The sequence below is a fragment of the Sporosarcina ureae genome (genome assembly GCF_029267015.1).
GTDB classification, from domain to species: domain Bacteria; phylum Bacillota; class Bacilli; order Bacillales_A; family Planococcaceae; genus Sporosarcina; species Sporosarcina ureae_D.
Window position 1 is genome coordinate 17,898 of record NZ_JARIEA010000069.1, and the last position, 10,856, is coordinate 28,753.

The following is a 10,856-nucleotide window of genomic DNA, read 5'->3' on the forward strand; positions in this document are numbered from 1 at the left end:
AGACGTTTCACAAACTTGGAGCCTGTGATTATAGGCTTTGAGCTGCGGTAATGATAGACAGTTTATACACGTCTTCTGCAGAACAGCCGCGTGACAAATCGTTGACAGGACCATTCAAGCCTTGAAGAATCGGTCCAATCGCTTCATATCCACCAAGACGCTCCGTCAATTTATAGCCGATGTTGCCGGCATCTAAAGTTGGGAAAATAAAGACGTTTGCATCACCTTTGATTACGGATTCCGGAGCTTTCTTCGCGGCTACACTTGGTACGTACGCTGCGTCAAACTGGAATTCTCCGTCGATCAATAGTTCAGGTGCCAATTCTTTTGCAATTCTAGCGGCTTCTACTACTTTTTCCGTTTCTTCTGTTACAGCAGAACCTTTAGTCGAGAATGAAAGCATTGCCACACGCGGATCGATTCCGAATGCCTTTGCCGTCTTCGTACTTTCCACCGCAATTTCAGCTAACTCTTGTGCTGTTGGATTTACCGTGATAGCACAATCTGCAAAGATCATACGCTCTTCTTCCTTCATCATAATGAAAGCACCGCTTGTTTTAGTAATGCCAGGTTTCGTCTTGATGATCTGCAATGCTGGACGAACTGTATCGGCCGTCGAATGTGCAGCCCCACTTACCAAACCGTCTACACGTCCTGTATAGATTAGCATAGTTCCGAAATAGTTTACATCTTTCAATTGCTCGCGCGCTTGTTCGATTGTGACTTTTCCTGCACGACGTTCCACGAACTTTTCCGCTAACTCTTCAAAATAGGAAGCGTTTGCAGGATCGATTAACTGAATTTCGGAAATATCGAAACCACCGTCTTGCGCCACTTTTTTTACGGTCTCTTCATTACCTAATAATACCGGTGTAATGATCCCCTCTTGCTGAAGATGTACAGCCGCTTCTAGTATTCTAACGTCTTCCCCTTCAGGCAATACAATGGTCTTTCCTTTGCCTTCCAACGTTTTACGAATACCTTCAAAAAGATCTGCCATGTGTAATTCCCACCCTTTGTTATATTTTCCTATTCATCATACCTGAAAATCTAAATTAATTCACTAAGAAATTCCAAGTTTTCAGACAGTTATCGGATTAGTGCATATTTTCATCGTATAAAACGTACGCGCCATCTTATTCCTTAACGACCACAGACCGTTTATGATACACTTGGAAAAGAAACTACTTTGATTTAAAAGGAGACTGAATTCAAGTGAACGAAGCAGCTATTACATTAGACGGTTGGTATGTACTTCATGATTTTCGTACGATGGACTGGGCTTCTTGGAAACTGATTTCAAAAGAAGAGCGCCAGGCAGCAGTCAATGAATTTCTAACATTTTTGGACCGAATGCAAGAAGCAGACGACGCTAAAACAGGCAGCCATGCTTTTTATACGGTAATCGGCCAGAAAGCAGATTTTATGCTAATGACATTACGTCCGACAATGGATGATCTTCAACAACTAGAGGCAGAATTCAATAAATTAACGATCGCAGATTATACGATCCCGGCTTATTCTTATGTATCCGTAGTCGAATTGTCAAACTACCTTGCAGGCGAGTCGGATGAAGACCCGTACCAGAATCCATATGTGCGCGGGCGTTTGTATCCTGAATTGCCACGTAGCCAATATGTTTGTTTCTATCCAATGGACAAGAAGCGCGAAGGTGAAGATAACTGGTACATGCTCGACATGGACAACCGTAAGAGTTTAATGCGCAGCCACGGCATGATCGGCCGAGGTTATGCGGGAAAAGTGAAGCAAATCATTTCCGGTTCTGTCGGTTTTGATGATTACGAGTGGGGTGTCACGTTGTTCTCTGATGACGTGTTGCAGTTCAAGAAACTCGTGTACGAAATGCGTTTTGACGAAGTCAGCGCACGCTATGGCGTGTTCGGTTCGTTCTTTATCGGTACGATTCTAGAAGCCGACAAGCGCGCAGCATTTTTTGAAGTATAATAATTAATTACGAAGCCGCGAACAAAATAGTTCGCGGCTTTTTTTGTTGTTTGAAATAGGAAGTTAATTTGGCTAGTAGTTCGGGATTGAAGCTCCGGTTGAGGGACGCTCAGGGAGGATTAGCCCGACAGGTTAGACAACCAAAGGAGCAAAGCGAACTGGTTGGCTTACCGCGGGCCTCCCGAACGCGTCCGCCTGGAACGTAGCGAAACGTTGCTATCACTTTCACACGTACAACGTACATCACATTGCAAGCTCTTGAACTTCACTCTCCAACTCAGAACGAAAAGCCGCACTCCACATTCCAAATCTCCATTCATACCTCCCCCTCCTCCAACATAAGATACCAACAAGGAGGTTTTGTTCCACTCTCATCACGATAAACTTCGAAGGAAACAACGAGTATTCCTATAAGCGTTCTTCCTTCAAGACCGCCCGCAAGAAATACTACCTTATCTGGAAAGGATGTTAAAATGGTTAATTATTATTGGAATCCCGGCTACGGCCAGCAACAAATGGTACCGCCACAAACTAACCCACAAGGGGGCGGGCCCACTACACCCTTTAGAGAACAATCGTATATCGAGAATATCCTCAGGCTCAACAGAGGAAAACCGGGCGTCTTTCACTTTTCATTTGAACATGCGGTAGAAGCAGGCAAGAACACGAAAGCTGTTACAGGCATGGTAGAAGCTGCGGGACGTGACCATGTGATCCTCAGTGAAGCCGGAACGGGTCGACGCTACTTATTCCCGATGATCTACTTCGATTATGCGGAGTTCCCTGAGGAATTAAATTACTTCGACCAAACGCCATAAGAAAAAAACCGCTCATCATGTGTGAGCGGTTTTCCTTTATTATCTACCAAATTTCACTGCGGCGATAATCAACATGATCCAGCCAGCAATGAACGCGACGCCGCCTATAGGCGTGATGGCGCCAAGTATTCCGATTCCAGATAAACTAAGTACATACAGACTTCCCGAGAAAATAATGATACCAGCCAAAATCAAGTAACCGGCCCACGATAGTTGCGTCGATGGTCCAAGCAATGCACTGCTCATCAAAATACCAATGGCGAGTAAGGCAATCGCATGAAACATCTGATATTGTACCGCGGTTTCCCAGACAGCTAAATAGTGTTCGGACAAGCGATCCTTTAATGCGTGTGCACCAAACGCCCCAAATCCAACTGCAATAGCCGCGTTAATAGCTCCAGCAATTATAAAAAACGGCATGAATATTCCTTCTTTCTAACAAATCATATATATCCTGATTCTAGTCTATCATATCGTCAGGGTTAGAATTAACAGGTTTTTGAACGGTTTGTGGCGCTATTAGAAATCAAACAATGACTCCCCGTTAGCATCCGGTTCATGCAATGGTTGTTCGCTCAACGAAGTGACTGGCGTTGCATGAACAGAGCTCAGTTGCACAGATTGCGGAATGGACGGTTCGGACGGTCTTTCTTCATTCAGCATCAAATTACATAAGGTTCGCACAGCATAAATCGCTTCCCGCTGCGTCGCTTCGTCTTGTGCTTGTTTTGCTAGACGCACTTGTTGTTCCATTTCTCCAAGCAATTTTAAAGCAGTAATCATCGCATTTTCATCCCCTTTTTCGGTTCGAACTTCATGCACTCCATACCAGAGGAGCGCTTCACTACAATAGAAGGTAACATTTTCGTCTTAAATCCATATGCCTTGCAGCCCCGCGGATTTGCAGGGTCCCATGTTGTATAAAAGAAGATACAGTCGAAACAATTGACTGCCATAGTCATACTTCCTTTCTAGTTGTTCACTTCGTAGTTTTTGACCAATCAATCGGCTCTTTATTCCACTTAGTCAAGTACTCATTTGTTTTGGAAAATGGTCGGCTCCCAAAAAATCCGCGCGATGCACTAAATGGACTTGGATGTGGTGATTCGATGATTGCATGACGTCTACGGTTAATCAATGCGGTTTTTTCCTGGGCATGCTTCCCCCATAGAATAAAGACAATAGGGTCGTTGCGCATAGATAGTTTGCGAATAACTTCATCCGTAAAGAGTTCCCAACCCTTGCCGCGATGTGAAGCCGCTTCCCCTTCACGCACAGTCAGTACTGTATTCAATAATAATACACCTTGTTCGGCCCATCCTGTCAACATTCCTTCTGCCGGAATATCCATACCGATATCCGAAGACAGCTCCTTAAAGATATTGCGTAAACTTGGAGGCAACTTAATGCCAGGTTGTACGGAAAAACTCATGCCATGCGCTTGATTAGGTCCGTGATATGGATCTTGACCCAATATCACCACTTTGACGTCCTGAAAAGCTGTCAGTTTAAAAGCTGTCCACATGTCGGTCATTTGCGGATAAATGACGTGATGTGTATATTCTTTGTGTAAAAATGTACGCAATTCCTGATAGTACGGTTTGTTGAATTCATCTTTTAGTATGCGATCCCAATCATTACGAAATTCTGCTACCATATGCATCACTCCTTAAATTCAATATCCAATCGATAGCCAGCGAATGAAAACATATCCTTTAGCGATTTGACTGCATTCTGTTCCGCAGAATCCAGCACACCCTGCTCGGATGCTTCTTCCATTAGTAATGTTTTGGCTTCATTCGCTAGTTCATAACCTTCTTTAATATCCGCTTTACCGCGGAATAGTCCCTCTACCGAATACACTTCCACTTTATCGAAATACAGTTCGGCACCACCTAGGAATTCAGCTTTCGGTATCGTTAACCGAATGCGTTTTCCTTCTTCATCCACTTGCATATCGTGCTCAGTGACTTTACTGAGGTCGATTCCTGCCTTAACGGAGCCGGGAATCACCACTAATAAATTCCGTTTCGTTCCAGGAAAATTAATGCCAATACTTTGGCCGAATAATTCGTTGTCTGTGCGTTCGATGAGAACTTTCGTATAGGCTTCGGCGGTCGCCAATTCTTGCAATTCTCGTACGCGCTCGACGAAGGCTGTTTTTTGTTCAGAAAATGTAGAACCCAGTTGCATTAAATAAAATCCTGCGATTGGCAGGGTAATAAGTGCGGCGATCAATAATAAAATAAGCAAAGTATATGTTTTTCTCCACGAGGACCATAAACTGAAAGCAAGTTCCAAAATTCCTCCCCTGCGTTTGCGTTTCGTTTTTTTTCGTCCAGCAAACGGTATGACAGGCTGCGCATCTGCTTCTTGTCTTTCCTTCTTCCCTCTTTTGGATGAATCATGCTTACTCATGGCTCACATCCTATCTTATGATCAGACACTTTGTCTCTATCTGTACGTTCTGTCGACTAATAGGTTTCATTAGCAGAACGTATACGTATAACGTGATTTCTAGGTTTTCTAAACATCCAAATTGATTGTATTCCGACAATTAGTTGTATACTATAAATAGCAAGAAAAAGTAGTAAGCGAAGGAGATGTTTTATTATGCCATTGAAGAAAACTTTAACGATTGCAGGCTCGGATACATCAGGCGGCGCAGGTATTCAAGCGGATCTGAAGACTTTTCAAGAACACGGTACATACGGCATGACGGCAGTAACAGTAATTGTGACGATGGATCCCGATCAAAACTGGTCACATGATGTTTATTCATTACCGATTGATGTCGTAAAAGCGCAATTGAAGACTGCGTTATCGACTGGGATCGATGCAATTAAAACTGGCATGCTAAGCACGGAGGAAATTATCAAAACAGCAGGCCAAGCAATTGATGAGTCCGGCTTAGATCATGTAGTCATCGACCCTGTCATGGTCTGTAAAGGTGAAGATGAAGTACTGAATCCAGGCAATACGGACGCGATGATCAAATATCTTGTGCCAAAAGCAGAAATTGTCACACCGAATTTATTCGAAGCAGGACAATTAGCGTCTATGAAAACACCGAAGACTATTGACGACATGAAAGTAGCGGCGCAGAAAATCCATGAACTTGGTGCACGCAATGTCGTGATCAAAGGCGGTAAACAACTTGATCACGAAGCAGCGGTAGATTTATTCTACGATGGTACTACATTTACGGTATTGAAATCAGAAAAAGCGGATACACATTATAATCACGGTGCAGGCTGTACGTTTGCTGCAGCCATCACAGCGAATCTAGCGAATGGTATGACGATTAAAGACGCGGTCATTGAAGCAAAACAGTTCGTTACAGCGGCAATTACGCACGGCTGGAAGCTCAATGAGTATGTAGGACCTGTCATGCACGGTGCAAAAAATCAGTTTGACGCACCACAGGTAAAGCTGCAGGAAGTATAAGCGTAAAAGTCAGGTCTAGGCCTGACTTTTTTTATGAGCCGTCTAATCGCAATTAAATCGTACAATCTATATACTAATAAATAGATGAATTGCAGTAAAATGACTGCAGGATTTAGGAGGTTGAGCATGGAAACTGTTGACGCGAAACATTTACAGGAGTTACTGGACTCCTTTGCTAATAAAGATGTCTACATACATTTGGAAACAACAAACGGTTCGTATGCTTCTCATTTCCAAGAAGGTTTTTTCAATGCGGGGGCATTCATTCGTAATGTCGTCATTCGCTATGAACTTGGAAAAGTAGCAGGCGAATCTCCTCACCGAATTGGCTTGAAGTTGCCAAGCGGTTGGATTTACGCACAAGGTATTACACATTACACACTTGACGAGCATAATCGTTTACTGATGGCAGGACTTGGACCTGACGGAAAACTTGCGGTTGCGTTCGAAATCAGTGAAACACCATTTGCTTATTAAGAAGGGAGATTTTTTGATGTTGCAAAAAGAACGACACGTACTCGTTGTATTCCCACACCCTGACGATGAATCATTCGGAATCGCCGGAACCATTGCAGAATACGTTGAAATGGGCGTACCCGTTACGTATGCTTGCTTGACACTTGGCGAAATGGGACGGAACCTAGGAAATCCACCCTTCGCGAACCGTGAAACACTGCCGCAGATCCGTAAGCAAGAGTTGCTGGATGCATGTGACGCAATGGGTTTGACAGATTTACGAATGATGGGACTTCGGGACAAGACTATAGAATTCGAAGATCCAGAGAAACTCATTACGATGATGACCGATCTGATAGATGAATTAAATCCTTCATTAGTCATCTCGTTCCATCCGACGCTTGCTGTGCACCCCGACCACAATGCGACAGGCGTGGCCGTGATCGAAGCGATGAGTCGCATGCCTGAAGCGACCCGTCCTGTGCTATACATGAAAGCATTCGACAATGATACGTTAAAGCAACTTGGTGAACCGCATATCGTACACCATACACCAGACGTAGCAGATAAAAAGATTGCGGCTTTGCGCGCACATGCATCACAAACGATATGGATGCTACCTGATATGGAAAAGCGATGGGCAGCGAACGATACAGAGGCACTCGATTGGTTGCATAATGAAGCTTTTTATATTCATACATTCAAGTAAAAACCGCAGAGCCTCTGCGGTTTTTTTGTGTTTTATACTAAATTACTTGTCTTCAAACTCTTTAATAAAGGCATAAAGACTTTGCAACTTCTTCTCAAATACTTCCACGTTCAATGCTCGGTCCATTTGTATTCTTACGCTATTTTGTGCTTGCACAGCGACTTGCATCTGTTTGCCCGCTTCTCCAATGGTTGTTTGATAACGCTCTCGAATATCCTCAATCTGCTTTTCTGCTTCCTCGTCCTTCGCACACAACGGAACAATATCTACTAATTCATCACGCGGACTATCCGCATCATAGGCATGAGGTTTCGTCGCGTCAAACAAGCAAATCGATAACTCCGGAAACAGCACTAAGTCAATACTTGCGGGATCTAGGCCACACCAACCATATAACACATTTACTCCTCGACGCTGCGCTTCATCACCTAGCGCACGCATCATAGTTGATTTCCCTGTACCCGGCAAGCCTTTAATTAAAAAGCGACGTTTCATACGTCTCGTAATCGATGGGATGAAATCATGTGCACTGCCAGCGGACAATGAACCGATAATTCGATGCGAGACGTGGGCAGTTTTCGTCAGCTCCATAGTGCCGAATATCTCTCTCTTTAATTCTTCCGTAATCTCTTCGTGGCGCGGCCAATCCATGCGCGCGATATTTACCGCTTCCCATTCGTCATGGATCGCTTTTGCCTGTTTTAACGCCTTCAACGACTGTGCGAAGTGACTCCTTTCTTCTTTCAGCAACGTACTTACTTCATCATGCCGAACGAGCAGCTGATCTTGATGATAGACATCATAAAAGCAAAATACTTTATGGCGTCTGCCTATTTCTGTCGGCTCAAATGAAATGGGATGTGAAGCCTGTAAGATGAAAAGTTCCAGTCCTTTCACGAACAGCGCATCGGTTTTATCCACATGGCCAGGATTCATAAATCTATCCACATGATAGCCCCTGTTGACAAAATAGACCGCCAAGTCATTAAGTACTTGCGATAAGGAATGCGTAGGCAGACACTTCAAGAATATCGTTTTCTTAGATTCTGCAAGCAACTCCTCGTACTTGTGCTGCACGCCTTGTCCTGTATAAGCCGTTCCCATATATTCTGTAATATGTCCGTGTATGTTGACCACCCTTTCTTTCCTCCTTTCATCATATGTATAGGCAAATAAAAAAAGCACAGCCTCGATGGCTTATGCTTCTTTATAGTTCAATAACACTTTCTCATCCGTTTGTTGAGTGATCTTCAGCAATATTGTCTTGCATTGCGGCAAGGCGATCTGAATGATTTGTCCCGAGAATATGACAACAACGAGTGTACCAATCCCGACAGGTCCACCCAGTATGAAACCAAATAGCGTAGCGATTGCCTCTATCGTAGTACGCACCAATCGAAGACTCCAGCCGAACTTTTCGACGAACAGTATCATCAAGCTATCACGTGGACCCGCACCAAGATTCGGTGAAACGTAGATTCCTACACCATAGGATAAAACGAATACGCCGATGATGAATAAAATGATTTGTGCAGTCAATGATGTGACATCCGGCAAAAGCCAGTTGAAAAAGTCAATAAACACACCGATCACCAACATATTTAACCATGTACCTAGTCTCGGCCACTCCCTTAAAATCACCGATGTCACCGCAATGATAACAAAACCTGATATTATACTCCAGGATCCTATCGTTAATCCGAAGTTTTGATACAAACCAATATGGAATACGTCCCACGGTGCAATTCCAAGGCGTTGACCTTTAATCATCAACGAGATACCGAGTGACATAATCATCATGCCGCCGATGAAAAATATCCACCGCCAAGCTAGTAAATTACGCATATACATTCTTCTTTCTTTTAGTTGTCAATGTCTTCATTGATTCATTGTAACAGAAATCGACAAGGTTGCTATGTTCTTATTTTACGAGATCACTGAATTGTGCTTTTGCGACAAGCGCCAAGTCGTGAGGGGCCAACTTCATTTGTAAACCGACTTTACCTGCGCTGACATAAAAATAGTCGAGCGCTTCTGCTTGTTTGTCAATGAATGTCGGTAACTCCCGTTTCATGCCGATCGGCGAACATCCACCACGGACATATCCTGTTTCTTTCGTCAGTTCTTTCATTGGCAGCATGTCCACTTTTTTAAATCCTGCCGCCTTTGCAGCCTTTTTTAAATCCAACTCATCTGATACGGGAATGATAAAAACGAGCAAGTCCGTTTTACTAGCCATCGCTACGAGCGTTTTATAGACGTTCGCAACCGCTTCATTCGTTTTATTGGCAACTGAAATTCCATCATTCTGTCCGTCATCTGTTTCGTAGCTACCGACTTCATGTGATATATCTTCACTTTCAATAATACGGATTGCGTTCGTTTTAGGAGACTTATGTTTTTTTGCCATATACGTGACATCCTTTCTTTCGTTCTAATAGAGAACTTGTATATGCTATGTATCACTAAAAAGCCCATTTCACTGGGTTCCAGCAAAACGAGCTCCGTTTTCAAGCGAATCAGATCAGACGCTAACATTCAGTTGGGGCTGATCCAGTTGATACTGATTCAATTTGGCTTGACTTTGTACTTGATAGATAGAAAATGCATGACTGTATTGCTGTTGCATGCGACTTGGTCCGTCAGTTACAACATTTTTATCGACGGCCTTCATTTGATCGTGGATCGTTTTGGCGCGGTTATGTATCGCTAACTGTAGTTCAGCTTGTGTGATCTTCGCTGATGCTTTACTAGCTAGCTGATAGTCCGCAGTTGTCGGCGCAGTTTCAGAGTACGCTTCTTTGCGAACATCACGCCATAATTCAATGGTTTCATCTAGGTTGTTGCCGAGTGGAATCGAGATATTTTTGACCTGGCCTGCGCCAAGCTTTTGGAAGTCGTTTGGTGTTTCCTCAAGTTTTTCAATAGGTTGTGCGTTTCCCCGCAACAGGGCGACTAAATCGTCTTTAGTCTTTTGCGCTTGTTCCCGAAATTCTGTTTGGCGTTCATAAGCGTTCTCGGCATTCTTTCTACGGACCGCGTCATACCGCTGCAGTTGTTCGGCAGCGCTCGCAAACCCCATTACAGCATTCATGGTATCCACCTCCGAATAGGAATTTTCGATACGAGTGTCTAGTATTACTAGTTTACGTAATAGCGCGTGAACTGCCAATCCATCAAAAGATTGGAATCGCGCGGGTTGTTGTATTCATTTTACCCAGCAGGTACGCATTTCATACTATGAGCGTATGCGTGACGGGTGATTTATACTAGTTTTTGTTAGGTAAACATGTGTAGTATAACTACCCTCTTTTCTATGCAACCAAACAAACCACACGCTACTTGGAGTAGTGTGTGGTTTGAAACTTAGTAAGGGTTATTAAGTTCAAGGGCGAATGGTGAATGAATTAGAGAGTTAATTGGATTGTGCATGGGATGAAAGCTGCAGCTGGCGGACGCTT

Annotated in this window: 15 protein-coding genes; 5 read left to right on the plus strand and 10 right to left on the minus strand. The window is 43.6% G+C overall.

Translation table 11 applies throughout. The features are described from left to right. Positions 1–28: 28 nt before the first annotated feature. On the minus strand, positions 29–1,000 hold the full coding sequence (gene pta, locus Q7P97_RS11280) for a phosphate acetyltransferase (protein WP_303969280.1): 972 nt from the start codon (positions 998–1,000) through the stop codon (positions 29–31). 215 nt (positions 1,001–1,215) lie between these two features. Between pta and hemQ the strand changes: the two genes are divergently transcribed. Further along, the gene (hemQ, locus tag Q7P97_RS11285; protein ID WP_303969281.1) at positions 1,216–1,965 is read left to right on the plus strand and encodes a hydrogen peroxide-dependent heme synthase; all 750 of its coding nucleotides are present in this window, start codon (positions 1,216–1,218) and stop codon (positions 1,963–1,965) included. A gap of 473 nt (positions 1,966–2,438) precedes the next feature. Then, positions 2,439–2,783 carry a spore coat protein GerQ gene (gene gerQ / locus Q7P97_RS11290; RefSeq protein ID WP_303969282.1) on the plus strand — a complete coding sequence of 115 codons (345 nt, stop codon included), beginning with the start codon at positions 2,439–2,441 and terminating at the stop codon, positions 2,781–2,783. A 39-nt stretch (positions 2,784–2,822) separates the two neighbouring features. Here the strand turns inward: gerQ and Q7P97_RS11295 are convergent, their stop codons facing one another. From Q7P97_RS11295 to Q7P97_RS11315, 5 genes are all read right to left on the minus strand, one after another. Next, complete coding sequence (locus Q7P97_RS11295) at positions 2,823–3,203, minus strand: DUF423 domain-containing protein (protein WP_085428099.1); 381 nt, start codon at positions 3,201–3,203, stop codon at positions 2,823–2,825. Between the two features lie 99 nt (positions 3,204–3,302). Then, complete coding sequence (locus tag Q7P97_RS11300) at positions 3,303–3,566, minus strand: YwdI family protein (protein ID WP_303969283.1); 264 nt, start codon at positions 3,564–3,566, stop codon at positions 3,303–3,305. Then, positions 3,563–3,739, minus strand: a complete 177-nt coding sequence (locus tag Q7P97_RS11305) for a uracil-DNA glycosylase (protein WP_085428097.1) — start codon at positions 3,737–3,739, stop codon at positions 3,563–3,565. The genes Q7P97_RS11300 and Q7P97_RS11305 overlap by 4 nt, the downstream gene beginning before the upstream one ends. Before the next feature lie 23 nt (positions 3,740–3,762). Then, complete coding sequence (locus Q7P97_RS11310) at positions 3,763–4,440, minus strand: uracil-DNA glycosylase (RefSeq protein ID WP_303969284.1); 678 nt, start codon at positions 4,438–4,440, stop codon at positions 3,763–3,765. 5 nt (positions 4,441–4,445) lie between these two features. Further along, a complete protein-coding gene (locus tag Q7P97_RS11315) occupies positions 4,446–5,201 on the minus strand; it encodes a DUF4230 domain-containing protein (protein ID WP_303969285.1) in 756 nt (251 codons plus the stop codon). A 195-nt stretch (positions 5,202–5,396) separates the two neighbouring features. Here Q7P97_RS11315 and thiD point away from each other — a divergent pair, with 195 nt between their 5' ends. From thiD to bshB2, 3 genes are all read left to right on the plus strand, one after another. Next, on the plus strand, positions 5,397–6,230 hold the full coding sequence (thiD, locus tag Q7P97_RS11320; RefSeq protein WP_303969286.1) for a bifunctional hydroxymethylpyrimidine kinase/phosphomethylpyrimidine kinase: 834 nt from the start codon (positions 5,397–5,399) through the stop codon (positions 6,228–6,230). Positions 6,231–6,356: 126 nt separating this feature from the next. Further along, a complete protein-coding gene (locus tag Q7P97_RS11325; RefSeq protein WP_085428093.1) occupies positions 6,357–6,707 on the plus strand; it encodes a YojF family protein in 351 nt (116 codons plus the stop codon). Between the two features lie 13 nt (positions 6,708–6,720). Next, complete coding sequence (gene bshB2, locus Q7P97_RS11330) at positions 6,721–7,395, plus strand: bacillithiol biosynthesis deacetylase BshB2 (RefSeq protein WP_303969287.1); 675 nt, start codon at positions 6,721–6,723, stop codon at positions 7,393–7,395. Positions 7,396–7,437: 42 nt separating this feature from the next. Here bshB2 and Q7P97_RS11335 read toward each other — a convergent pair whose 3' ends face one another. The 4 genes from Q7P97_RS11335 to Q7P97_RS11350 form a co-directional block, all read right to left on the minus strand. After that, the gene (locus Q7P97_RS11335; RefSeq protein ID WP_303969288.1) at positions 7,438–8,532 is read right to left on the minus strand and encodes a hypothetical protein; all 1,095 of its coding nucleotides are present in this window, start codon (positions 8,530–8,532) and stop codon (positions 7,438–7,440) included. A 60-nt stretch (positions 8,533–8,592) separates the two neighbouring features. After that, a complete protein-coding gene (locus Q7P97_RS11340) occupies positions 8,593–9,240 on the minus strand; it encodes a YczE/YyaS/YitT family protein (RefSeq protein WP_303969289.1) in 648 nt (215 codons plus the stop codon). A 76-nt stretch (positions 9,241–9,316) separates the two neighbouring features. Further along, the gene (gene ybaK / locus Q7P97_RS11345; RefSeq protein WP_303969290.1) at positions 9,317–9,805 is read right to left on the minus strand and encodes a Cys-tRNA(Pro) deacylase; all 489 of its coding nucleotides are present in this window, start codon (positions 9,803–9,805) and stop codon (positions 9,317–9,319) included. 114 nt (positions 9,806–9,919) lie between these two features. Beyond that, complete coding sequence (locus Q7P97_RS11350) at positions 9,920–10,489, minus strand: hypothetical protein (protein ID WP_303969291.1); 570 nt, start codon at positions 10,487–10,489, stop codon at positions 9,920–9,922. Positions 10,490–10,856: the final 367 nt, after the last annotated feature.

Bases quoted from the DNA above. Each gene is read 5' to 3' on its own strand.
- Q7P97_RS11315 (WP_303969285.1), bottom strand. From the start codon at position 5,201: ATGAGTAAGCATGATTCATCCAAAAGAGGGAAGAAGGAAAGACAAGAA.
- Q7P97_RS11300 (WP_303969283.1), bottom strand. From the start codon at position 3,566: ATGATTACTGCTTTAAAATTGCTTGGAGAAATGGAACAACAAGTGCGT.
- gerQ (WP_303969282.1), top strand. From the start codon at position 2,439: ATGGTTAATTATTATTGGAATCCCGGCTACGGCCAGCAACAAATGGTA.
- thiD (WP_303969286.1), top strand. From the start codon at position 5,397: ATGCCATTGAAGAAAACTTTAACGATTGCAGGCTCGGATACATCAGGC.
- Q7P97_RS11305 (WP_085428097.1), bottom strand. From the start codon at position 3,739: ATGGCAGTCAATTGTTTCGACTGTATCTTCTTTTATACAACATGGGAC.
- Q7P97_RS11325 (WP_085428093.1), top strand. From the start codon at position 6,357: ATGGAAACTGTTGACGCGAAACATTTACAGGAGTTACTGGACTCCTTT.
- Q7P97_RS11340 (WP_303969289.1), bottom strand. From the start codon at position 9,240: ATGCGTAATTTACTAGCTTGGCGGTGGATATTTTTCATCGGCGGCATG.
- ybaK (WP_303969290.1), bottom strand. From the start codon at position 9,805: ATGGCAAAAAAACATAAGTCTCCTAAAACGAACGCAATCCGTATTATT.
- Q7P97_RS11295 (WP_085428099.1), bottom strand. From the start codon at position 3,203: ATGCCGTTTTTTATAATTGCTGGAGCTATTAACGCGGCTATTGCAGTT.
- Q7P97_RS11350 (WP_303969291.1), bottom strand. From the start codon at position 10,489: ATGAATGCTGTAATGGGGTTTGCGAGCGCTGCCGAACAACTGCAGCGG.
- pta (WP_303969280.1), bottom strand. From the start codon at position 1,000: ATGGCAGATCTTTTTGAAGGTATTCGTAAAACGTTGGAAGGCAAAGGA.
- Q7P97_RS11310 (WP_303969284.1), bottom strand. From the start codon at position 4,440: ATGGTAGCAGAATTTCGTAATGATTGGGATCGCATACTAAAAGATGAA.